Raw genomic sequence first — 23,278 nt, forward strand, 5'->3', positions numbered from 1 at the left:
AAGCCTGAGTTTTATATGAGCAAAAACCGTTTACCACTCCAAGAGTTTCTTAACACGAGTGCTGTTTTTGGATCGAACGCTATTTACATTGAAGAAATGTATCAGCGTTATCTGGATGCTCCTCAATCTGTTTCTGAAGATTGGCAGGTGTTTTTCAGTAAGTTGAAAGACGCGTCTCCACAACAAGCAAAACGCAGTTTGCAGGGAGCTTCGTGGGAGCCCAAAAAGGGCGATGCCATTATTGGATTTAAAGGAACCGGTGATGCGCAATGGCAGGGATTTTTCAATTCTCTGGAAGAAAAAAAGCCATCCAAAGATAAAGACAAATCTAAAGCGTCCGCTTCTGAGATTAATGCAGATGCGCTGCGACGCACGGTGGCAATTCATGCTCTGATCAATGCGTATAAAGAATTCGGACATCTTGAGGCAACGCTGGATCCTCTGGGTCTTAAGGTGCCCTCACCCTGTCAGGAACTAGATCCTGCGCGTTATGGCTTTACCGAGCAAGATCGTGGTCAGCCAATCCAGATGGGTGGAGAGCTCGGTTTTCAAATAGGAACATTGGACGATATCATTCTTGCGTTGCGCAACACCTATACGGATAAAATCGGCGTAGAGTTTATGCATATTTTGTCCTCTGAAGAACGGGAGTGGATTGCGGAGCGCATGGAGTCTTCTCGTGGAAATTATAGCGTTACGCCTGAAGAGCGCAGACGAGTACTGCAGGATTTAATCGAAGCGGAAGCGTTTGAACAATTTGCTCACGTTAAATTTCCTGGTACAAAGCGGTTTTCGGTAGAAGGAAGCGAGACGGTCATAGCCTCTATTGAAACGATATTGGCGGTTGCTGCCAAAAACGGTATAGAAGAGATTGCTATTGGTATGGCTCACCGCGGGCGGTTAAATGTCCTCACCAAAGTGACTAAAAAACCATATGCAGCAATGTTTTCAGAATTTCAGGGTAAATCTGCTTTTCCTGCTGAATTGAATATCTCGGGTGACGTGAAATACCATTTGGGTGCAACGTGTGAGCGCGAATATGAAGGCAAAAAAATCCACGTAACCCTGATGCCAAATCCATCTCATCTGGAAACGGTGGGTGCCGTAACGGTGGGAAGGGTGCGTGCACGACAGGATGCCTTGGGGATTGGCCAGCAGAGCTGGGACAAAGCAATGGCATTGATATTACATGGGGATGCTTCTTTTGCAGGACAGGGCGTGGTGACAGAAACGTTGACGCTGAGCCGGACCGATGCTTATGGAACGGGGGGTAGCATTCATATTATCGTGAATAACCAGGTTGGTTTTACCACTAATCCGGAGGATGCACGCTCATCTACGTACGCATCTGACATGGCGAAAGGAATTCAGATTCCAATTTTTCACGTTAATGGCGACGATCCTGATGCGGTTGCCCATGTTACAAAGCTTGCTTTTGATTATCGTCGGCAATTTAAAAAAGATGTGGTTCTGGATGTTATCGGTTATCGCCGTTATGGCCATAATGAAGGTGATGAGCCTCTTTTCACGCAGCCTATTATGTATAAGTCTATCGCTGTCCATCCAACCACTGCGGTGCTCTATGCGCAACAGTTAGCAGCTGAGGGTGTTGTAACAGAACAAGATTCGCAAACTATGCGTGAAACCTTTAAGGGTGATCTTGAAAAAGCACTTAAAGCAGCGGATACCTATAAACCAGAAGCTGAATGGTTAAATGGCAGCTGGAAAGGCCTTACTGGTGAGCGCAAAAAACGTAAAGACGAAAAAACCGGTGTCGATATCGCTGAACTTAAAAAAGTAGGCAAGGTTATTTCAACCAAACCTAACCATATCACCATTAACTCAAAAATTGAGAGGCAGCTTGAAGCAAAAGCTAAAATGGTTGCTTCTGGTCAAGGTATTGATTGGGCAACAGGTGAGGCTTTGGCATTTGGGTCATTGCTGCAGGAAGGTACGCCAATACGTTTTACGGGGCAGGATGTGCGTCGTGGTACGTTCTCGCATCGACATGCCGTTTTGACTGACCAAGATACGAATGAGCGATATATTCCACTGAATAAAATCAGTAACAAACAAGCGAAGCTTGAAATTTATGACAGCACGTTGTCTGAATATGCAGTCCTTGGTTTTGAATATGGCTACAGCAAAGCCGATCCAAAAAATTTGGTTTTATGGGAAGGGCAGTTTGGTGACTTCGTCAATACGGCACAAGTGGTGATTGACCAGTTTATCGCTTCGGCGGAAACCAAATGGTTGCGTTTAAGCGGGTTGGTGATGTTATTGCCGCATGGGTTTGAAGGGCAGGGGCCTGAGCATAGCTCGGCGCGTCCGGAGCGATTCTTGCAATTGTGCGCTGAGGACAACATGCATGTTGTCAATTGCACTACCCCAGCCAATTATTTTCATGCTCTGCGTCGGCAACAGCTGCGTAATTATCGTAAGCCACTCATTGTCATGTCGCCTAAATCGTTGTTGCGTCATCGTTTGGCCGTTTCAAGCATGGATGATTTTATCACAGGCACAGCGTTTAAACCGATTATTTCGGAAGTCAGCGATCTCAAGCCTGCAAAAGTAAGAAAGCTTGTGATATGCAGTGGCAAGGTTTATTACGATCTCTATGAGGCCCGCGAAAAAGAGGGAATTAAAGATGTCGCTATTATCCGTATGGAAGAGTATTATCCATTCCCAGAAAGCCAGATCATTGCAGAATTGAAGCTCTATAAGAATGCCGAAGTTGTGTGGTGTCAGGAAGAGCCCAAAAATATGGGAGCGTGGTCCTTTGTTGAGCCTCTTTTGGAAGACGTATTGGCGAAGGCCGATGCCAAAACCAAGCGTGCTGGTTATGTAGGACGCAAGGCGTCTGCTTCTCCAGCTGTTGGTTATCAAAAAGTGCATAACGAAGAGCAGGCTTCTTTAGTTAAAACTGCTTTATCATAATTAATCTATATTGGAGCAAAACATGCCAGTAGAAATCAAAGTTCCTACCCTGGGTGAGTCGGTAAGTGAAGCAACGGTTGCCAAGTTGATGAAAAAAGCAGGCGATACGGTGAAGGCAGATGATGTCATTATGGAGCTTGAAACCGATAAAGTGACGCTTGAAGTCAGCGCTCCTTCAGCTGGAATGATTACCGAATTAAAAGTCAGCGAAGGCGCTACGGTAAAAGCAGGAGCTACGTTGGGATCGATTGATCCAAGCAAAGCAGGCAGTGCGCCGGCGCGGGCAGAAACACCTGTTTCGTTGTCGTCGTCTAAAACACCAGCTGCAGCAATTTCTGCACCAGCTGCAGCGTCTTCAGCAAGCAAGATTCTTTCACCTGCTGCACAGAAAATTGCCAAGGAAAATCAAATAGATGCGGATGCTGTTTCTGGTACCGGTAAAGGTGGTAGAGCCACAAAAGGTGATGTACTCAAAGTCGTCGAATCAGGATCTGGCGCTGTTGCGGCATCAACCGTTGCGGCAAATGAATCTAACCCGCGCCTCGAAGAGCGCGTCCGCATGACTCGTTTGCGTCAAAGGATTGCGGAACGCTTGAAAGCATCGCAAGATACAGCGGCTATCTTAACAACATTCAATGAAGTTGATTTTAGCGCGATCAAAGCCTTGCGCGACGAATTTAAAGACAGTTTTGAAAAACGCCATGGTGTGAAATTAGGTTTCATGTCGTTCTTTGTTAAAGCGGCCGTTAAGGCATTACAGGATATTCCTGTGGTGAATGCACAAATTGATGGCGACGATATCGTCTATAAACATTTCTGTGATGTTGGGGTCGCTGTTGGTACGCCACAAGGTCTGGTTGTGCCGATTATTCGTAATGCAGAGCAAATGTCATTCGCGCAGATCGAAAAGAAAATTGCTGATTTTGGTGCGCGTGCCCGTGATGGTAAATTAACGGTTGATGACATGACCGGCGGTACATTCACTATTTCTAATGGTGGTGTCTATGGTTCATTATTATCGACCCCGATCATTAATCCTCCGCAATCGGCTATTTTAGGAATGCACTCAATTCAAGAGCGTCCGGTTGTGGTGAATGGTCAAATCGTGATTCGTCCGATGATGTACCTGGCTCTGTCGTATGACCATCGTTTAATTGATGGAAAAGAGGCTGTGACCTTCCTGGTGCGCATTAAACAATATGTAGAAGATCCTCAGCGTTTATTGTTAGACGTTTAGTTTGGTAAGAAAGGGAGTTTTCCAATGAGTCAATATGACCTGGTTGTAATCGGTGGTGGTCCTGGTGGGTATGTTGCCGCAATTAAAGCAGCACAATTAGGCATGAAAGTCGCCTGTGTTGAAAAGCGCGGTGCTTTAGGCGGGACATGCTTAAACGTTGGCTGTATTCCCTCGAAGGCACTCTTGAATATTTCCCATAAATATCATGATGCTAAACATTTCAATGATCTTGGCATCAAGATCAAAGGCCTGGATCTTGACCTGTCCACGGTTATGTCTAACAAAGACAATGTCGTGAAAGGGTTAACCCAAGGGATTGAAGGCTTATTCAAAAAAAATCAGGTTACGTACATACAAGGTACAGGCAACATTAAATCGCCAACCGAAGTGGTTGTGTCTGCTGGTAAAGGCAAAAGCGAAACCATTCAAACCAAACGTATCCTTATTGCCACCGGATCTGAAGTATCATCTCTTCCGGGCGTTGAAATTGATGAGAAGCGAATCGTATCGTCGACTGGTGCGCTTACTTTATCGGAAGTCCCTAAAAAGTTAGTGGTGATTGGTGCTGGGGTTATTGGCTTAGAGATGGGATCCGTTTGGAGCCGTTTTGGTTCAGAAGTCCAGGTGATTGAATATTCCCAAGAGATCTTGCCATTTATGGATAAAGATGTTCGTAAAGCATTCCAGCGTACGTTAGAAAAACAAGGCTTCTCCTTCAAGCTGGGTGCTAAAGTATCTGCGGCAAAAGTATCCGGTAAAACCGTAACGCTAACGGTTGAATCATTGGCTACAGGCGAAAGTGAAAATATCAAAGCGGATGTTGTTCTGGTTGCGGTTGGCCGTCGTCCTTATACCGATGGTTTAGGTCTCGAAGAAGTTGGCGTCATCAAAGATAACCGTGGACGCGTATTGGTCGATGATCATTTTGAAACCAACGTAAAAGGCATTTTTGCGATTGGTGACGTTATTCCTGGACCAATGCTTGCACATAAAGCCGAAGAAGATGGTATTGCCGCTGTTGAAACCATGGCAGGCCAAGCAGGACATGTGGATTATGATTTGGTACCAAGTGTGATTTACACGCACCCAGAAGTGGCATCCGTTGGTAAAACAGAAGATCAACTGAAAGAGCTGGGCATTGCGGTTAATATCGGAAAATTCAGTTTCATGGCCAACAGCCGTGCACGGGCCAATCAGGATACCGAAGGTTTCGTTAAGATCATTGCCTGCAAAGAAACCGATATGGTATTGGGTGTTCATATAGTAGGGCCACAGGCTGGTGAATTGATTCAAGAAGCAGTGACGGCCATGGCCTTTAAAGCGGCATCTGAAGATATTGCCCGCATTTGCCATGCACATCCGTGCTTATCTGAGGCGGTAAAAGAAGCAGCATTAGCGACATTCTCAAAACCGATTCATAGTTAATAAAGAAGAATCCAGCGACCTTCTTCTCAAGGGAGCAGGTCGCGTCACGCTTCTTTTGGGGAATTAAAGAGGCTCATCATGCAACTTATCGTTATCCCTGTTCTCAAGGATAATTATGCCTATCTATTGCGAGACGATGCCACGAATACTACCATCGTCATCGATCCCTCAGAAGCCGATCCCATATTAAAAGAACTGAAGAAGCATAGCTGGATGCTGACACACATTATCAATACACACCATCACTGGGATCATACGGATGGGAATGTTGAGCTTAAGCAGCAAACATCATGTCAGGTCATTGGCTATAAGGGGGATGCTCATCGTATTCCAGCCATCGATGAAACCTGGGAAGATAAGGGTTCTTACCGGCTTGGCCGTTTCCATTTTGATGTGAGGCATACCCCGGGCCACACGCTTGGCCAGACTCTACTCCATGTGCCCGAACTGAATGCCTTATTTTGTGGTGATACATTATTCTCGCTTGGCTGCGGTCGATTATTTGAAGGAACGCCGGCACAACTCTTTGCAAGCCTGCAAACGATAGCCACGTATCCTGATGATGTGAAACTTTATTGCGGACATGAATATACCCTGGCGAACGGTGCCTTTGCTACGATGGTTGAGCCCAACAATAAGGATTTGATGGCATATCTTGCCAATGCCACAACCCTTCGAGAACAGGGACTGCCAACCATACCTACCACCGTAGGAATAGAAAAGCGCTGTAACCCGTTTCTCCGCGTTTCTAATGTAGACGACTTTGCCAGGTTGAGAACTATGAAAGATCGTTTTAAGCTGTCTTAAACCTATCGATTTATTAGCGGCAAACCTTCTAGCTATTTAACTCTTCTAGTCTTCCATTATGCAGCGTTACTCTGCGATCAAGTTTTTCGGCCAAAGTCTGATTATGAGTAACAATCAGTGCGGAGAGATTATGGTCGCGCGAAGCTTTGATAAAGGTTTCAAATACATCTTCGGCCGTGTGGGGATCGAGATTGCCGGTTGGTTCATCGGCAAGGATAAGAGCGGGTTTATGGACCATTGCCCGGGCAATGGCAACACGTTGCTGTTGGCCACCTGAGAGTTGTCCTGGTGTGTGATCCATTCGGTCGCTTAGGCCTAATTCGGTTAGTATTTGAACGGCTGTTTCTTTAATATCTTTAGGTTTCCCGCCGGCAATACGCAACGGCAGCATCACATTTTCAAGCGCTGTGAACTCGGAAATTAAATGGTGGAATTGATACACAAAACCAAGATCATAGCGGCGGATAAGGGTGCGTTTATGTTCGGAAAGTTCAGAGGTGCGTTTTCCCGAGATAATCGCTTCGCCACTGGTGGGCACATCCAGTAGCCCTGCTATTTGTAATAAGGTTGTTTTGCCAGAACCTGAAGGTCCCACAAGCGCCACTAATTCACCTGGTGCAATCGATAAATTGACATCAACCAGAATTTCCAGCAGATTATCGCCCTGCATAAAATGTTTATGAACGGATTGCAGGTGGATGATGGGGTTATTCATAACGCAATGCCTCCGCAGGATTTTGTTTAGCAGCTTTCCATGCGGGAGGAATAGTGGCGAGGAAGGATAAGCTGAGCGCCATACCCATGACGCTAAAAACAGTTCCCCACGTGAGTTCCGCAGGAAGTTCACTTAAAAAATAGATGACAGGATCAAAAAGGGTGGTCCCGGTTATCTGTTGCAAGAACTGCCTGATATTTTCAATATTCAGAGAAAAAATAATACCCAAAATGGTACCAAAGACGGTACCTGTAACGCCGATAAATGCTCCGCAAATAAAGAAGATTTTCATGATACTGAAGCGGGACGCGCCAATAGTACGCATGATGGCTATGTTTTTTGATTTATCCTGTACTAGCATGGTCAGGCTTGAAATAATATTAAAGGCAGCGACCAGTATAATGAGGGTGAGGATTAAAAACATCACATTACGCTCCACCTTCACTGCATCGAAAAAACTGGCATTTTGTTGCTGCCAGTCAGTTACAAAGAACCAACTACCGATTTGTTTCTGAATGGCAGCAACAACGGGAGCTGTATGATTAATGTCTTTTGTGGTGACTTCTAAATCCGAGACTTTATTGGGTAACTTAAAATAAAGTTGTGCCGCTTCCAGAGGCATCAGGATCGTTGAGTTGTCATATTCGTACATCCCGATTTCAAACATCCCTATCACACGATAAGATTTAAGGCGCGGAACCAATCCAAATGGGGTAGCCGTCGTTTGTGGTGAAATCAGGGTAACCATATCGCCAAGCGATACTCCCAGGTGCATCGCCAAATTTCGTCCCAAAATAACGGAATCAGGCTCATTGAACTGATTAAGATCAGGCGCATAAATATGCGAAGAAATGACGGTTTTTCCTTTTAAGTCGTCTAAGCGAAAGCCACGCACCAAAGCACCCGTTGCGGCTCCGTTGGCGGTGACCATGACCTGTCCCTGGATAAAGGGAACAACCTTGGTAACATTAGGAACTTTACGAATCGTATTCGATAGGCTGTCATACTCGGTGATCCCTTCATGCGTGCCCGTTACGGTAATGTGACCGCTAATGCCGACAATACGCGATAATAATTCGGTATGAAACCCATTCATCACAGCCATGACCACAATCAATGTGGCAACCCCGAGTCCAATGCCTAATAGCGAAAAAACGGCAATGAGCGAAATGGTGCCCTCTTTACGTTTTGAACGTAGATATTTAAACGCAATAGAGGTTTCAAAACTGAGAGCCATTCGAGGCATCCTTACTAAATTAAATGGTTAAGGGCGGATTCAACCGAAACATTCGATTTCTCGCCCGTCCGTCGATTTTTAATTTCAACCACACCCTCGCCCAGGCCTCGCGGCCCAATGGCGACATGCCATGGTGTGCCGATTAGGTCTTGTGTTGCAAATTTACTGCCAGCGCCTTCGGTGCGGTCATCATAGAGTACCGATACATTTTTAGATACCAGGGATTGGTAAAGTTTTTCTGAAGCTGCATCGCACGCGCTGTCGCCTTGTTTGAGATTAAGGATCCCAACCTTGAAAGGAGCAATTGGTTCTGGCCAGATAATTCCATGCTGATCATGGTTGGCTTCTATGATGCCGCCCACCAAACGGGAGACGCCAATGCCGTAAGAGCCCATCTCAACCAGGACATCTTTACCTTCTTTGGTGGTAACCTTCGCATTGAGAGCCTTAGAGTATTTCGTGCCAAAATTAAAAATATGTCCTACCTCAATGCCGCGGCGCACTTTTAACCGATCGGCAGGAACCGGACAATTATCAGGATTATGCATTTCATCGGCGGCTGCGTAAAGTGAGGTCGCCTGCTCAAACGAATGGATGTCGCCTAACATCATCTCTTCATAGGCGGCATCATAATAGAGTGCACTTTCTCCAGTATCGGCCAGAATATGAAATTCATGGCTGAGATTGCCGCCGATTGGGCCGGTGTCTGCTCTGACGGGAATGGGAGTTAGCCCCATGCGCTTGAATGTGTTAATATAGGCAAAGAACATTGTTTGGTAGGAGCGGATGGCGCTTTCCTGATCGGCATCAAAGCTGTAAGCATCTTTCATCAGAAATTCCCGACCACGCATAACACCAAAGCGCGGGCGCACTTCATCCCGGAATTTCCATTGGACGTGGTAGAGGTTCAGTGGCAGGTCTTTATAGCTGCGGACAGATTTACGGAAAATATCGGTAATCACCTCTTCGTTCGTGGGTCCGTATAATAATGGGTGCTCATGACGATCTTCAATGCGCAGCATTTCTTTGCCGTAATCTTCATAGCGTCCGGACTCTTTCCACAAATCAGCCGGTTGAATGGTTGGCATTAAAAGCTCAATGGCACCGGCACGGTTCATTTCTTCCCGCACGATTGTCTCTATATTTCTAAGAACCATCAGTCCCAAAGGAAGCCAGCTATAAATGCCAGAAACCAATTGCCGGACAAGGCCTGCACGCAACATTAGCTGGTGTGAAGCAATAGACGCATCAGCAGGGACTTCTTTCAGTATAGGAAGGAAAAAACGTGTTAATTGCATAATCTTAGAACCTCGAAGATGAATAAGGGCATAGCAAGTAATTAATGTGTATCACGCACCTAAGCAATTAAAATCTGCATAAACTGTATAAAATTCTTTATTTATGGGCGTTTTTGTGGTATAAAACATCCGCAAGGTGAAAGGCTCTCAATGCGTACCTTGCGTTCCCTTTCATACTACATTCAATTAACCGCCCGTCTTGGGTGATGAAAGGTTGCCAATATGAATCTCGATAGAACTCCTGCCCTTACCTTTGATGACGTACTTCTTGTCCCTGCTTATTCAAATATCTTGCCGGCTGATGCTAAAACGGAAACCTACCTGACGGCAGGTATAAAATTGGGAATACCCCTTATTTCATCAGCCATGGATACGGTAACGGAAAGTGGGTTAGCCATTGTTATGGCACAGCATGGAGGTATCGGCTGCATTCATAAGAACATGACCCCAGAAGAGCAGGCAGATGAAGTCCGCAAAGTAAAGAAATTTGAAACAGGAATGGTGGTGAATCCGGTGACGATTCATCCTGAAGCCACCTTAGCTGATGCTCTGGCTTTAATGCAGGAATACCGAATTACTGGTATTCCGGTTGCGGAGAAAAAGACAGGGAAATTGGTGGGAATCCTATCCAACCGTGATGTCCGTTTTGCCAGCAATCTCAAGCAGCCCGTGAGTGAGCTTATGACCAAAGAGAATCTGGTCACGGTTGAAGAAAATGTCGATAGGGATGTCGCTAAAACCTTATTACATAAGCATCGTATCGAGAAATTGCTGGTAGTTGATAAATCGTATCGCTGCATTGGTCTGATTACCGTAAAAGACATGGAGCGCTCCCATGCGCACCCCAACGCGTGTAAAGACGCCCAGGGGCGACTGAGGGTTGCTGCGGCCACGGGTACGGGTGATAAAGGATTCGAGCGTGCACAGATGTTGGTAGATGCCGGTGTTGACGTGATTATTGTCGACACCGCTCATGGCCATTCCCAAGGGGTATTGGATACAGTAAAACGCATTAAACAGTCATGTGGCACTGTAGCGGTGATTGGCGGCAATATTGCGACTGCAGAGGCAGCTAAAGCGCTCATTAAAGCCGGTGCAGATGCTGTGAAAGTAGGGATTGGCCCGGGATCAATCTGCACCACCCGTATTGTTGCGGGTGTCGGTGTGCCTCAATTGTCGGCGATTCTGGAAGTGGTTGAAGTCTGCCATAAAGAAGGGATCAAAGTGATTGCCGATGGTGGAATTAAATATTCAGGTGATTTGGCAAAAGCAATCGCTGCCGGCGCGGATTGCGTGATGGTGGGATCGCTCTTAGCTGGCGCAGAAGAAAGCCCTGGCGAAGTTATTTTATATCAAGGACGATCGTATAAATCGTATCGTGGTATGGGATCGGTAGGAGCAATGGCTAGAGGTTCGGCAGATCGTTATTTCCAACAGGAAGTGCGTGATTCAATGAAATTAGTTCCGGAAGGGGTGGAAGGGCGTGTGCCGTTCAAGGGGCCAGCAGCCGGCGTTGTCCATCAGCTGATTGGCGGACTCAAGGCCGCAATGGGCTATACTGGCAATGCCGATATAGCGAGCATGCAGACCCAATGCACCTTCAGGATGATTACTTCGGCAGGACTGCGTGAAAGCCATATTCATGACATTATTTTGACACGGGAGGCTCCAAATTATAATAATCCTACCTAGAATGATCTTGAAACCTGCTGATTTATAAAGGTTTTCGATTCTTGCGACCATAAAAGCTTGCTGTTTGGTTTTTGCTTTAGTATGATGGTTGTCTTCGGTTGCGTAGCTGAAGATGTTAATATTTTTTTCATATTTAAAGCGTTATTTAAAGGTTCCAGGTACATGTCTCGTTTTGAAACAGTTATTATGAACATACGCAGCTTGTTAAAGAAGTGGTTTAAGCCCCGCCGCATTATTGTGGTTTCGGATGCCGCTATTTTTACGATTCATTTGCATCCATGGTTTCAAGGATCGGTGGCGGCTGTTGCGTTTGTTCTTACTGCCTGGATGGTGTATGCAAGTGGTCAGTTTGTGGTGTTTGAAACCCTGCTCACAACCAAGGAAGGCGAAATTGTCCATGCGACCAAAGCCAATAAAAATTTGGTGGCACAAATGGATGAGCTGCAGAAGCATTTGCAGACACTGAACAAATATCTAAAATCAAGTCCAACACACGGGCATCAAACCGCCGATGCTGAGAAAGGCGACAAGCGGATTAAGCCATTATCAAAGCTTGAGAATAAGGGTGATTCAGATAAAGAGCTAAATGCAAAAGTTGAACAATTATCGGAACAGACCAACAGTCTGTTAAATGAAATTTATGATAATGTGTCGAGCAAAATCGATACGGTAGAAGATGGTTTTGACGTTGCCGGGCTTGATCTTGATAATTTAAACGTTGGCGATCAAAAGTTAGTCACCGAAAAAAAAGGAATAGTCGGACAAGGTGGGCCATTCATACCCTTGGTGAGCAAGTTGTTTTCATCACAAATCAGCCCGTCGATGCTGCAGGCAAAAGTTGATTATTTAATGAAGCTTGAAACCCTTGCTCGTTCACTCCCATTTGCAAGGCCGATGCCGTCTGCGGGTTTATCCAGCGGGTTTGGAGTTAGGCGCGACCCAATGACAAATATTTTAGCTATTCATAAGGGCCTTGATTTTGTTGGCCCTGAAGGCGGTAAAGTCTATACAACCGGGGATGGCCGTGTTCTTCGGGCGGGTCGCTACGGCGCTTATGGCCGATTTGTGGAAATTTATCATGGTAACGGAGTTAGCACCCGTTACGGGCATCTAAGTCAAATCTTCGTACGCAACGGTCAGCGCCTCCGTAGGGGGCAGGTGATCGGATTGCAGGGAAGCACTGGTCGGAGTACGGGGAGCCATCTTCATTATGAAGTGAGGGTGGATGGGGACGCCGTGGATCCTAAGAAATTTTTAAAGGCAGGTACGTATGTTTTCTAGCACTAAAGGGGAAAGTCGCCACGTTGTTCAAAATACGGCTGTTACGCCGTCTATTATAGCAGAAAGCATGAGTATTCTCGGCAATCTGGTTGGAGAAGGCGGAAACATTGAAATTCAAGGCAGTATTGAGGGCAATATCCACGCTCATAGCGTAACGGTTAGAGAAAGTGGCTATGTTAAAGGTGATATCGTCTCTGAGAATATCGTGATAGCAGGCAAGACCTTAGGGTTGATCAAAGCTAAAAACGTAAAACTTTCTAAAACCGCTAGGGTTTCAGGTGTTATCATGTATGAAAAATTGACCATTGAAGATGGCGCATTGTTGGATGCTCAATGCAAGCGTTTTGACAGTACCACCATTACTCAGCAATATGATCATATCGAATATACCGAAGAATTTCAGGCGCCTAAAGTTGTCCGCATGCATGATGTCGTCGATAAGCAAAATATTGGCATTGAAGAGTTGAACTAAGCTTTCTTATCGCATTGGTAGGCGTTGACAGCCATCAAAGCTGCTGTTTGTAGCGGTGGTAAATTCTTTTAAATACTCATTGACACCGCGTGTGAATTGTATATGCTCTGGCGTGTTTATTTTTTGCAGGAGTTTGTGTGGTAAGAAAATCATTGCTATCATTGTGTTGTGTCGTTGCGTTTGCTGCCGGTTGTACGCATCAAAAAGTCGAAGTTAATCAAATTGGGGATGCCGATCTTTCATGCCCCGATCTAGCAAAACAAATTGTCGATTTAAAGATATTGAAATCAGACGTGGATGAAAAAACAGGCTTTTCTGGTCGCAATGTCGGCATGGGTCTTTTATTTTGGCCGGGAATTATCGTCAATGAAATGAATGGTAGTAAGGCGTTGGATCTAGCAAATGAGCGCTCATCGAGATTAATTACAATCTATGAAAAGCGTCCCTGTGATAAAGCGATTATGGCAAGTGAAGATCAACGTTACCAAGATGTGATGAAGAAAAAGAAAGAGGATCAAGCTAAAGCGCAAGCCAGCTCAGCTTCATCATCTAACGTAAAGCAAGGCACTACCCCAGAGAATAAAACCACCAAGGCTACGGCTGTGAATGATTAATAAGTCATTCACACATTTCAAAATCGTTGATGGTGGCGCGTGCTATGCACTAATGTCCAATAAGCAACTTATGGATCTATAGTGATTATTATTATGCGCCACGACAACATTCCGTCAGATGAAGCAACCGCTTGATCGGGCCTAGCCGTGAGACTATCACTGTTTATGTTTAAAAGAGGGTCGATTCGACCGTAATTAAGCTGGGTAGAAATACTTTAGTAACCATTCTTTCGTATCATTAATGGATTAAAGCCCCTTAAGGATGACCCATGGGTGGGATGCTTCGCTATTTTTCGATATTTACGGTCCTGGCTATTATTATAGCGGCTTTTGGGGTTGGTAAGTATATCCGCGTACTGACAGAGAAACATATCATTCTGCCGATTGTCGAAGAAAACACGTCCTATTACGCCAGCCAGTATTATCAGAGCATCTGGGCAAAATATATGCACAACATCCAGATGAAATCGCAGTCGCGAAGACAATTTGTGGAGGAGACGATTATTTACTTTAACCGTTTGCCGATGATTAAGGTGCAAATCATTAGCCCACAAGGCAAAACCTACATTACCACCAATAAATACGATATAGCCGTTTATGACGATAAAATAGCTGGCGGGGAAAAGGGCACAAATACCGCTAAGATTTTACCTAATACCAGCTTTAGAGATAAAGACGGCAATCTGGCCAGCGGTTCATTGATACAAAATAAATTCCCAATTATTGATTCAGGGAAGGTGATTGCCTACATCGATATGTATTATAACATCACGATGGCCTGGGATTACTTAAATTATTTCCAAATGGCCGTTTCTGGAGGCTTGTTACTTATTGGTGTTTTTATTTATTTTCTCACCTTCTATAAATCCTACAGTGCCTCAAAAATTATTAACAGGCAGCAAGAGGCCAATCAAGAATTGATTGATGCCAAAAACAGGGCGGAATTACAAAATCAGGAAAAATCAAAATTCCTTGCCAATATCAGCCACGAATTGAGGACGCCTTTAAATGCGGTTATTGGATTTTCTGAAATTATGCGTGACGAACAATTTGGGCCTTTAGGGAGCGAGCAATATCGTGATTATATTCGCGATATCCATACGTCCGGCGTCCATTTATTAAGTTTAATCAATGACATTCTCGACTTTTCTAAAGCAGATGCCAATAAGCTGGAAGTCGAAATGATTGATGTCGATTTAACCAAGGCGGTGAAAACGGCCATGCGTCTGGTATTGCCTCGGGCTCAAGATGCCAAAGTGGAGCTCAAAGAAAATATTCCAAAACAACACATCATCCTGAAGGCGGATCCAAAACGTTTAAAGCAGGTTATCCTCAATCTATTAACCAATGCGGTTAAATTTACCCCCGAAGGTGGAGAAGTCTTGTTGGTTGTCTGGCCTGATAGCGGGGATGGAAAAATCACCATCGAAGTGAAAGATACTGGCATTGGTATCGCTCCCAAAGATATTGCCAAAGCAATGGCAACCTTCGGTCAGGTTGACAATAAACTCAGTCGGCGTTATGAAGGTACAGGCCTTGGTCTTCCTTTAAGTAAGAAATTGGTTGAATTAATGAATGGAACGTTTGAGATTAAAAGCGAAGTTAATCTTGGAACCACCGTTACGATCAAGTTTCCGGCCGTAAAAGGAAGCCCTCTCCCCTTGGGAGATGCCTCTGAAAAACCATCGGATAATGCCAATGCAACTCACGAATAAACGCCTTACTACCATCGATATCCAAATGGCAAAAGATCAAACCCCACTGGTTTGTCTGACGTGCTATACTGCGCCTGTGGCAAAATTGCTGGACATGCAGACTGATATTTTGCTGGTGGGCGATAGTCTGGGCATGATTCTCTATGGAATGGAGACGACTCTGCCGGTGACGGTTGAGATGATGATTGCCCATGGTCGAGCCGTTGTTAAATCATCCAAGAAAGCCTTGGTTGTCGTGGATATGCCTTTTTCCAGTTACCAAACATCCAAAGAGCAGGCCTTTGAGAATGCCGCCTCTATCCTTGCCCAGACGGGGTGCTCCGCAGTAAAATTAGAGGGCGGTGAGGAAATGGCTGAAACAGTAGAGTTTCTGGTAAAACGCGGTATTCCAGTCATGGGGCATATCGGCGTAATGCCGCAGCATGTCCATGCGCGCGGAGGCTATCGGTTCGCGGGCAAAGAGCAGGAAGAAGCCAATAGAATGATAGAAGATGCGTTTGCCTTACAGGAGGCTGGTGCTTTTTCGTTGGTGATGGAATGTGTAGAGCAGGGGGTGGCAAAGGACATAACGGCGAAATTATCAATCCCTACGATTGGTATTGGTTCCTCACGCGAATGCGATGGCCAGGTGCTGGTAACGGAAGACATGCTAGGACTGGCGCCAAATGAGCATAAGCCTCGATTCATAAAGCAATATGCCGATGTGGCGACCATTATCGAGAATGCAGCAAAACAGTATGCCGATGAAGTAAAATCCAGACGCTTCCCCGAAGAAATCCATAGTTTTAAGCGTTCTGGTAAAGTTAGTACTTGACGTTTTGGCTTATTTTATCTAGTTTCCTAGTGAAAGCGCCTGTTCTTACCCCACGTAGGGGCGCTCTTTTTATTTTTAGTTTATGGCGGGCATAGCTCAGTTGGTTAGAGCACCAGTTTGTGGCACTGGGGGTCGCCGGTTCGATCCCGGTTGCTCGCCCCATCTTCTATATGGAAAATGCATTGTTTGACGTGAAATCGTTTCTTCGTTCGGGATTCGTTTTTTGTCTTTTCGGACTCTTTAGAATCTTGCCACTAAGCTTTTCATCTGCTTTAGGGGGACTTTTGGGGCGTCTTATTGGTCCTTGGCTTCATTTTCATAAGGTGGCCAAAATCAATCTCGAACATGTTTATCCTTCAAAATCTGAAAAGGAAAAGTCCATCATTTTGGGGGATGTGTGGGATAATCTTGGGCGGAATATTGCAGAGTTCTCTTCCATGTCGCGGCTTAGCGAAGAAGCATTTTATGACCATGTGCAGATAGAGAATCTTCATTATGTTAAAGAATGGCGTGAGATGGGGAAGGCCGGAATCGTTTTTTCGGCACATCTGGCAAATTGGGAAATTCTGTTGCGAGTAGCCAAGAGGCTTGAATCACCACTAACGTTCATTTATCGAAAACCCAAGAAAGACGTGATTGACCGCATGATATCTTCCATGCGTTATCAATATAACCGTGATATTCAGTTGATTCCCAAGGGTCCAAAAGGGATTAAACCAATGGTGAGGGCCATTCAAGGGGGGAGATCGATGGGTATGTTGATTGATCAAAAAATGAATGCTGGTGTTGAGGTGCCTTTTCTGGGGCATCCTTCGATGACGGCGGACGCTTTGGCTCTTCTTTCGCGCCGCCATCACATGCCTGTTTTGCCGGTACAGATTGTGCGTTTAGGCGGAGTAAGGTTTAAAGTGATTATTCATAAGCCGTTTATGGCCGAGAACACAGAGAGTGAAGAGCGGGATGTGCATCATACCATGGAACGCGTCAATGGCCTGGTTGGCGATTGGGTGAATCAGCATCCTGGACAATGGTTATGGATTCATAAGCGTTGGAAGTTTGATTATAAGAAAAATACGTAATCGCATATCCTTTCGAGCACTGACGCTCAATCCTCATGCCGTTCGTCTGCCCGTTATTTCGTGTGAAATGACCGATAAACTCGATGTCCTAAGCGGCAGTCGGTGGTGTTGCCGACTCGCTGCTGGTAACCACTCTGTTTCGCCCGCTTTCCTTGGCTTGATAAAGAGCCTGGTCAGCGCGTTTGATAAGAGATTCTGGTGTGTCATCGGGTTTGGCCGAAGCAACGCCAATACTGACGGTACATTTAAGGGTGCCGTCACCTCCGCTGATCTTAAAATTTTGGGCAGCTATTTTGTTACAGATACGCTGGGCTACATCTTGTGCAGGGGGTGTTTCAATCCCCGGCATCACAATCACAAATTCTTCGCCGCCGTAACGGGCAACTAAATCGGTGGCGCGGATATTATTGATCATTTCGGTTGGGACTTGTCGTAAAATTTCATCGCCAACAACGTGTCCATAGGTATCATTGATCTTTTTGAAATGATCAATATCGCTAATCATCATCGTCAGGGGCTTGCCATCGGCTTTCATTTTTTCGAGCATATTTTTAATATGCACATCAAAATAGCGACGGTTATAAAGATTGGTTAAGCCATCACGAACGGCCATTGACACTGTTTCCTGTACGTTACTGCGTAACGCATTTTGGTAGCGTTTTCTTCGTACTTGGGTGATAACCCTGGCGGTTAACTCATTTACATCGGTGGGAGTTACCAGATAATCGTTAGCACCTAAATCAAGCCCTTTCACGATCGTTTCTGTGTCGTCTTCTTCAATGAGCATCAGTAACGGTACGTGACGTGTTTCGGACTGGCTCTTAAAATGCGAACATAAACGCAGTCCGTCCATCTCGATTAATTGTGTGCTCACAATAATCAGATCTAGATCGGGTGATTTAATGGCTTCCATTGCTTCTTTAGGATCAGAATAAATGCTTACTTTATGGCCTTTGGCGCTTAGTTTGTCAGCATTGTTCTTGGCTTGAACAATGTCATCATCAACAAGGGCAATTTTTGCATCTTCTGTGTTAATGTCGGTAGGCAACCCTGTCTCTCCAGCTTCAGTAAATTCTGAACCAGAAAGATTACGCAACCGGAATTCATCCGTCATTTGCTTAAGGCGCAATAAGGAACGGATACGGGCAAATAAGGCAAGATCGTTAATTGGTTTTGTCAGAAAGTCATCCGCCCCCACCGATAAACCGGTAACGCGATCTTGTACGCTGCTAAGAGCCGTGACCATGACTACGGGTATATAAGCTGTTTTAGGGTCTGATTTAAGCCTTTTGCAGCATTCAAATCCATCCATTTCGGGCATCATGACATCCAGCAGGATAATGTCTGGTGTTTTGGTTTGTGCCACTTGTAAGGCGTCCTTTCCATTGCTTGCTGTGGAGACCTCGTAATATTGGCTATTCAGTTTTACTTCAAGCAATTTAACATTAGCGGGCAAGTCGTCAACAACCAGAATCCGGTTACTCATTGTTGTTACCTTTTTTCTTTAAATCGATATTTAGATATTTACTGACCATATCGAGGAACAGTGAAATGGAAATAGGTTTTGGCAGATATCCCTCACAGCCTGATTCCATAATGCGGTCGCGGTCTTCTTTCATCGCAAACGCCGTTATCGCTATAATAGGAATATTGGCTAATTGTGGATCTGCTTTAATGGAGCGAATAACATCAATACCAGAAATGCCAGGTAATTGAATATCCATGAGGATAAGATTAGGCAAATGTGTTTTTGCAAGTGAAACAGCATCAAAACCATTTTTGGTTTCAATAATACTAAGACCGTGCGTTTGCAATAAGTCCCTGAAGAGTTTCATGTTTAATTCGTTATCTTCAACGATTAACACGGTATTAGTAGCCATATCTCTGTCCTCCGACATTGTGGTCGCCCCTGAGCTATCCTATTAAATCTAAAATACGAATTCAAGGGTTGATCATCATGAAATGCTATTTCTTCCCTCAATGAGTGACGCTACGGATTCTGGATTGGTGAGAGTATTGGTGTCGCCGAGATTGTCATAATCACGCGTGGCAATCTTTCTCAAGATACGGCGCATAATTTTTCCAGAGCGGGTTTTTGGTAAGGCAGGAGCCCATTGAATGGTATCTGGAATGGCGATGGCGCCAATTTCTTTGCGCACCCATTGTTTAAGTTCTGCTACAAGTTCAGGTGAGGGTATAACGCCCTGAACCAGGGTAACATAAGCATAAATGGCCTCTCCCTTGATGTCGTGTGGTTGGCCAACAACGGCGGATTCAGCTACTTTAGGATGGGCAACCAGAGCGCTTTCTACCTCGGCTGTGCCGATACGATGTCCTGATACATTGAGCACGTCATCGACGCGTCCGGTAATCCAGTAATAACCATCTTGATCGCGCTTTGCCCCATCGCCTGAAAAATAATAACCAGGATAGTGGCTGAAATAGGTTTGTACAAAACGCGAATGGTCGCCATAGACGGTGCGCATTTGCCCGGGCCATGAATCGGCAATGCAGAGATTGCCAGAGCACTCGCCCTCTTGCGGCTTGCCGGCAGCATCAACGATAACGGGTTGGATACCAAAGAATGGCAATGTGGCTGAACCGGGTTTCAAATCAATCGCACCTGGCAGTGGTGTAATCAGGATTCCCCCGGTTTCTGTTTGCCACCACGTGTCGACAATCGGACAACGTGACTTGCCGACTTCATTATAATACCATAGCCATGCTTCTGGGTTAATGGGCTCTCCAACGGATCCCAATAATCGCAAGCTTTCCCTTGATGTGGACTGAAGAGGGGCGGTCCCTTCACGCATTAAAGCGCGAATGGCGGTGGGTGCTGTGTAGAAAATCGTCACGTTGTGTTTATCGATAACCTGCCAAAATCGTGAAAAATCGGGATAATTGGGAACGCCCTCAAACATCAATGTGGTGGCACCATTGGCAAGGGGGCCATAGACAATGTAACTATGTCCGGTTACCCATCCGACATCGGCCGTACACCAATAAATATCGCTGGGATGATAATCAAAAATAAATTTATGGGTCATTGCTGCATAAAGCAGGTAACCGCCAGACGTATGCAAAACTCCCTTGGGCTTACCGGTAGAGCCTGATGTATACAGAATAAACAACGGGTCTTCTGCATTCATAGGTTGTGCTTCATGGGTATGGGCTGCTTTGGCGGTCAGTTCGTGATACCACACATCTCGCCCCTCCTGCCAGGCAACGGGATTGCCTGTGCGTTTAACCACTATGACATGTGTTACAGGTGTTTTGTGGACAAGTGCCTCATCCACATTTTTCTTCAGCGAGATGGGTTTACCACCGCGCACGCCCTCATCCGCTGTTATGATCACTTTTGCCTTGCAATCATCAATACGTCCATAGAGCGATTCGGCAGAAAATCCGCCAAAGACGACAGAGTGGATAGCGCCAATTCGCGCGCAGGCAAGCATGGCATAGGCGGCTTCAGGGATCATGGGTAAATAGATAATCACCCGATCGCCTTTATTCACGCCAAGCGATGTCAGGACATTAGCTAATGCGCAGACTTCTTCTTGCAATTCTTTATAGGAAATATGGCGTGACTCATTCGGATTGTCGCCTTCCCAGATGATAGCTGTGCGTGAGGGATTTTTTGCTGCGTGGCGGTCTACACAATTCGCTGCTACATTTAAAGCGCCGTCTTCAAACCATGCAATAGAAACAGGATCGGCAAAGGACGTGTTTTTAACACGGGAAAAAGGGGTTATCCAGTCCAGGTGTTGTCGGGCCTGTTCGCCCCAAAAGCCCTCGGGATCTTCTAATGACTGGCGGTAAAGACGGGCATAGGCTTCAGCGTTGATATGTGCTGTTTCCTTCATCGACTCTTTTACAGGAATATGGGTAATGGTGTTTGATAAATGATTATGCATAGCATCCCTCAATACTGATTGAGGTAGGATAATAGTGATAAGGGATATGAAGTCAATAAGCCTAGACCTATTGACTTACGCTCATATCCGTGAAAAATGGTTCTTTATGCAAATGAAGGAGTTTTTATGTCAGTCCAGCTCAAACAAAAACAAAATAATACCACAACCTTTCGCGCCGAAACCGATAGTTTTGGCCCAATCAATGTGGCAACGAATCGCTATTGGGGTGCGCAAACACAGCGTTCGCTGCAAAATTTTGATATTAGCCCCAGGGACACCATGCCGCTTCCGGTGATTCGTGCGCTGGGTATTATTAAACGAGCTGCGGCATCTGTGAACATCGCCAATGGTGCATTGAAGGCAGAGATTGGTGATGTTATCATTAAAGCAGCAACCGAAGTGATGGAAGGAACCTGGAATGATGAGTTTCCGCTGGTTGTGTGGCAAACCGGTTCTGGCACGCAAACCAATATGAATGCGAACGAAGTGATTTCCAATCGTGCGATTGAAATGCTGGGTGGCGAGCTCGGTTCTAAAAAGCCAGTTCATCCGAATGATCATGTGAATTGTGGCCAATCATCCAATGATACATTCCCAACAGCAATGCACATTGCCGCCGTTGAAGAAATCCATCATCGCCTAATCCCGTCGCTTACGTATTTGCGCGATGCACTGCAGGCGAAATCGGATGCGTTTAAAGACATCATTAAAATTGGTCGGACCCATTTGCAAGATGCAACCCCAATGACGTTAGGACAGGAATTTTCGGGTTATGTAGCCCAATTAACCTACGGCATTGAGCGGGTTAAAAACACCTTGCCACGTCTTTATTTTCTGGCTCAAGGTGGTACGGCAGTAGGTACGGGGCTTAATGCTAAAAAAGGATTTGCTGAAGCTTTTGCACAGGAAGTATCGTCGATCACTAAACTGCCTTTTGTCACCGCTCCCAATAAATTTGAATCCTTGGCATCCCATGATGCGATGGTTGAAATTTCCGGCGCACTCAATGTGCTGGCAGTCAGCCTGATGAAAATTGCTAATGATATTCGGTTGCTCGGTTCTGGCCCACGTTGTGGTTTGGGCGAATTAAACCTCCCCGAAAACGAACCAGGTTCATCGATCATGCCAGGCAAAGTGAATCCTACCCAATGTGAAGCTGTGACGATGTTATGCGCACAGGTGATGGGTAATCACGTTGCGGTCACGATCGGTGGTTCCAATGGCCATTTTGAACTTAACGTGTTCAAGCCAGTGATCATCCATAACGTGATGCACTCCATTGCTTTAATTGCGGATGGCTGCCGTAGTTTCACCGATAATTGCGTGGTTGGCATTGAAGCAAACACCAAACGTATCGATGCAATCATGCATGAATCGCTGATGTTAGTTACCGCCCTTAACCCACATATTGGCTACGACAATGCCGCCAAGATTGCCAAGAAAGCGCATCATGAGGGGACAACATTGAAAGAAGCAGCCATTGCATTGGGCTTATTAACGCAAGAGCAGTTTAAAGAATGGGTGCGTCCTCAGGATATGCTTGGTCCGAAGTAAGTTGCGAACGTCATTTAGTCTAAATAATTACCATGAAACCTGATGGATTGAAACGGACAGTTTCAATGTGTCAGGTTTTTGTGGTTCTGGGCTTTTTTCTTTTATAAATCAAATGATTGTCGTTGGTGTGTTTTAAGCAATGGTGTTCATTGGCAATATGAAGTGTCTATAATACACAACAATAAATTTACCGATGGATACCATGGGGCGGAGGAGATTAATTTTTCTTGAAGATGCGTGCCCACACCCCCCATCCGTTGCACTTTATTGTTGCAGTTAAGACGTGGACTAGGAAATAACAGGGGCTTGGCCGCCATCTTCGGCCTATGAGCGTAAGCGTAATAGGCTGGAGAATCCAGCGCAGCACTCTGTTGCAACCAGCAACATTCCACCCTAATTCCCCACTTATTTACATCGAGATATGTTCAAGAATTTTATAAACCCAAAATTGAAAATAATCGCTTGTTTCTAAAGTCGCGATCTGGTA

The 23,278-nt window shown here is 45.4% G+C and carries 18 protein-coding genes and 1 tRNA gene; 13 read left to right on the top strand and 6 right to left on the bottom strand.

What is annotated here, in order from left to right; genetic code table 11:
- The first annotated feature begins 15 nt into the window (after positions 1 to 15).
- The 4 genes from IPP74_05700 to gloB all read left to right on the top strand — a co-directional run bounded on the left by IPP74_05700 (position 16) and on the right by gloB (position 6,406).
- A complete protein-coding gene (locus IPP74_05700; GenBank protein ID MBL0318766.1) occupies positions 16 to 2,937 on the top strand; it encodes a 2-oxoglutarate dehydrogenase E1 component in 2,922 nt (973 codons plus the stop codon).
- Positions 2,938 to 2,959: 22 nt separating this feature from the next.
- Positions 2,960 to 4,174, top strand: coding sequence for a 2-oxoglutarate dehydrogenase complex dihydrolipoyllysine-residue succinyltransferase (gene odhB / locus IPP74_05705; protein ID MBL0318767.1), 1,215 nt, complete (start codon positions 2,960 to 2,962; stop codon positions 4,172 to 4,174).
- A gap of 24 nt (positions 4,175 to 4,198) precedes the next feature.
- On the top strand, positions 4,199 to 5,599 hold the full coding sequence (gene lpdA / locus IPP74_05710; protein ID MBL0318768.1) for a dihydrolipoyl dehydrogenase: 1,401 nt from the start codon (positions 4,199 to 4,201) through the stop codon (positions 5,597 to 5,599).
- Positions 5,600 to 5,677: 78 nt separating this feature from the next.
- On the top strand, positions 5,678 to 6,406 hold the full coding sequence (gene gloB, locus IPP74_05715) for a hydroxyacylglutathione hydrolase (protein ID MBL0318769.1): 729 nt from the start codon (positions 5,678 to 5,680) through the stop codon (positions 6,404 to 6,406).
- Between the two features lie 28 nt (positions 6,407 to 6,434).
- Here the strand turns inward: gloB and IPP74_05720 are convergent, their stop codons facing one another.
- Genes IPP74_05720 through IPP74_05730 form a run of 3 tightly spaced genes read right to left on the bottom strand, consistent with a single transcriptional unit; the run spans position 6,435 to position 9,656 of the window.
- On the bottom strand, positions 6,435 to 7,121 hold the full coding sequence (locus IPP74_05720) for an ABC transporter ATP-binding protein (GenBank protein ID MBL0318770.1): 687 nt from the start codon (positions 7,119 to 7,121) through the stop codon (positions 6,435 to 6,437).
- Positions 7,114 to 8,358 (bottom strand): lipoprotein-releasing ABC transporter permease subunit, encoded by a 1,245-nt coding sequence (locus IPP74_05725; GenBank protein MBL0318771.1) that lies wholly within the window; start codon positions 8,356 to 8,358, stop codon positions 7,114 to 7,116. Before IPP74_05725 ends, IPP74_05720 begins: the two co-directional genes overlap by 8 nt.
- Positions 8,359 to 8,372: 14 nt before the next feature.
- Complete coding sequence (locus tag IPP74_05730; protein ID MBL0318772.1) at positions 8,373 to 9,656, bottom strand: proline--tRNA ligase; 1,284 nt, start codon at positions 9,654 to 9,656, stop codon at positions 8,373 to 8,375.
- 222 nt (positions 9,657 to 9,878) lie between these two features.
- Between IPP74_05730 and guaB the strand changes: the two genes are divergently transcribed.
- The 8 genes from guaB (at position 9,879) to IPP74_05770 (ending at position 17,323) form a co-directional block, all read left to right on the top strand.
- On the top strand, positions 9,879 to 11,348 hold the full coding sequence (guaB, locus tag IPP74_05735; protein ID MBL0318773.1) for an IMP dehydrogenase: 1,470 nt from the start codon (positions 9,879 to 9,881) through the stop codon (positions 11,346 to 11,348).
- Positions 11,349 to 11,429: 81 nt separating this feature from the next.
- Positions 11,430 to 12,629 carry a peptidoglycan DD-metalloendopeptidase family protein gene (locus IPP74_05740; protein ID MBL0318774.1) on the top strand — a complete coding sequence of 400 codons (1,200 nt, stop codon included), beginning with the start codon at positions 11,430 to 11,432 and terminating at the stop codon, positions 12,627 to 12,629.
- The gene (locus IPP74_05745) at positions 12,619 to 13,101 is read left to right on the top strand and encodes a polymer-forming cytoskeletal protein (GenBank protein ID MBL0318775.1); all 483 of its coding nucleotides are present in this window, start codon (positions 12,619 to 12,621) and stop codon (positions 13,099 to 13,101) included. The genes IPP74_05740 and IPP74_05745 overlap by 11 nt, the downstream gene beginning before the upstream one ends.
- Positions 13,102 to 13,238: 137 nt before the next feature.
- Positions 13,239 to 13,715: a hypothetical protein gene (locus IPP74_05750; protein MBL0318776.1), complete on the top strand. Its 477-nt coding sequence runs from the start codon at positions 13,239 to 13,241 to the stop codon at positions 13,713 to 13,715.
- A 269-nt stretch (positions 13,716 to 13,984) separates the two neighbouring features.
- Entirely contained in the window at positions 13,985 to 15,430 is a 1,446-nt protein-coding gene (locus tag IPP74_05755; GenBank protein MBL0318777.1) for a hypothetical protein, read from the top strand.
- Complete coding sequence (gene panB / locus IPP74_05760; GenBank protein ID MBL0318778.1) at positions 15,408 to 16,244, top strand: 3-methyl-2-oxobutanoate hydroxymethyltransferase; 837 nt, start codon at positions 15,408 to 15,410, stop codon at positions 16,242 to 16,244. Before IPP74_05755 ends, panB begins: the two co-directional genes overlap by 23 nt.
- An 85-nt stretch (positions 16,245 to 16,329) precedes the next feature.
- Positions 16,330 to 16,406 (top strand) — tRNA-His (locus IPP74_05765).
- Between the two features lie 20 nt (positions 16,407 to 16,426).
- On the top strand, positions 16,427 to 17,323 hold the full coding sequence (locus tag IPP74_05770; GenBank protein ID MBL0318779.1) for a hypothetical protein: 897 nt from the start codon (positions 16,427 to 16,429) through the stop codon (positions 17,321 to 17,323).
- 88 nt (positions 17,324 to 17,411) lie between these two features.
- Here the strand turns inward: IPP74_05770 and IPP74_05775 are convergent, their stop codons facing one another.
- The 3 genes from IPP74_05775 to acs form a co-directional block, all read right to left on the bottom strand.
- Positions 17,412 to 18,809, bottom strand: coding sequence for a PleD family two-component system response regulator (locus tag IPP74_05775; GenBank protein MBL0318780.1), 1,398 nt, complete (start codon positions 18,807 to 18,809; stop codon positions 17,412 to 17,414).
- The gene (locus tag IPP74_05780) at positions 18,802 to 19,203 is read right to left on the bottom strand and encodes a response regulator (protein ID MBL0318781.1); all 402 of its coding nucleotides are present in this window, start codon (positions 19,201 to 19,203) and stop codon (positions 18,802 to 18,804) included. Before IPP74_05780 ends, IPP74_05775 begins: the two co-directional genes overlap by 8 nt.
- Before the next feature lie 75 nt (positions 19,204 to 19,278).
- A complete protein-coding gene (gene acs / locus IPP74_05785) occupies positions 19,279 to 21,237 on the bottom strand; it encodes an acetate--CoA ligase (GenBank protein ID MBL0318782.1) in 1,959 nt (652 codons plus the stop codon).
- A 126-nt stretch (positions 21,238 to 21,363) separates the two neighbouring features.
- Between acs and fumC the strand changes: the two genes are divergently transcribed.
- Positions 21,364 to 22,791 (top strand): class II fumarate hydratase, encoded by a 1,428-nt coding sequence (fumC, locus tag IPP74_05790; GenBank protein MBL0318783.1) that lies wholly within the window; start codon positions 21,364 to 21,366, stop codon positions 22,789 to 22,791.
- Positions 22,792 to 23,278 lie beyond the last annotated feature (487 nt).

The organism is Alphaproteobacteria bacterium (assembly GCA_016722515.1).
Classification (GTDB): domain Bacteria; phylum Pseudomonadota; class Alphaproteobacteria; order Rickettsiales; family JADKJE01; genus JADKJE01.

What these genes read in the sequence shown, in the direction of transcription:
- acs (MBL0318782.1), bottom strand. Translation starts at nt 21,237, where the DNA reads ATGCATAATCATTTATCAAACACCATTACCCATATTCCTGTAAAAGAG.
- gloB (MBL0318769.1), top strand. Translation starts at nt 5,678, where the DNA reads ATGCAACTTATCGTTATCCCTGTTCTCAAGGATAATTATGCCTATCTA.
- IPP74_05740 (MBL0318774.1), top strand. Translation starts at nt 11,430, where the DNA reads ATGATGGTTGTCTTCGGTTGCGTAGCTGAAGATGTTAATATTTTTTTC.
- fumC (MBL0318783.1), top strand. Translation starts at nt 21,364, where the DNA reads ATGTCAGTCCAGCTCAAACAAAAACAAAATAATACCACAACCTTTCGC.
- IPP74_05725 (MBL0318771.1), bottom strand. Translation starts at nt 8,358, where the DNA reads ATGGCTCTCAGTTTTGAAACCTCTATTGCGTTTAAATATCTACGTTCA.
- IPP74_05730 (MBL0318772.1), bottom strand. Translation starts at nt 9,656, where the DNA reads ATGCAATTAACACGTTTTTTCCTTCCTATACTGAAAGAAGTCCCTGCT.
- lpdA (MBL0318768.1), top strand. Translation starts at nt 4,199, where the DNA reads ATGAGTCAATATGACCTGGTTGTAATCGGTGGTGGTCCTGGTGGGTAT.
- IPP74_05745 (MBL0318775.1), top strand. Translation starts at nt 12,619, where the DNA reads ATGTTTTCTAGCACTAAAGGGGAAAGTCGCCACGTTGTTCAAAATACG.
- IPP74_05780 (MBL0318781.1), bottom strand. Translation starts at nt 19,203, where the DNA reads ATGGCTACTAATACCGTGTTAATCGTTGAAGATAACGAATTAAACATG.
- panB (MBL0318778.1), top strand. Translation starts at nt 15,408, where the DNA reads ATGCCAATGCAACTCACGAATAAACGCCTTACTACCATCGATATCCAA.
- IPP74_05775 (MBL0318780.1), bottom strand. Translation starts at nt 18,809, where the DNA reads ATGAGTAACCGGATTCTGGTTGTTGACGACTTGCCCGCTAATGTTAAA.
- IPP74_05755 (MBL0318777.1), top strand. Translation starts at nt 13,985, where the DNA reads ATGGGTGGGATGCTTCGCTATTTTTCGATATTTACGGTCCTGGCTATT.
- guaB (MBL0318773.1), top strand. Translation starts at nt 9,879, where the DNA reads ATGAATCTCGATAGAACTCCTGCCCTTACCTTTGATGACGTACTTCTT.
- IPP74_05700 (MBL0318766.1), top strand. Translation starts at nt 16, where the DNA reads ATGAGCAAAAACCGTTTACCACTCCAAGAGTTTCTTAACACGAGTGCT.
- IPP74_05720 (MBL0318770.1), bottom strand. Translation starts at nt 7,121, where the DNA reads ATGAATAACCCCATCATCCACCTGCAATCCGTTCATAAACATTTTATG.
- odhB (MBL0318767.1), top strand. Translation starts at nt 2,960, where the DNA reads ATGCCAGTAGAAATCAAAGTTCCTACCCTGGGTGAGTCGGTAAGTGAA.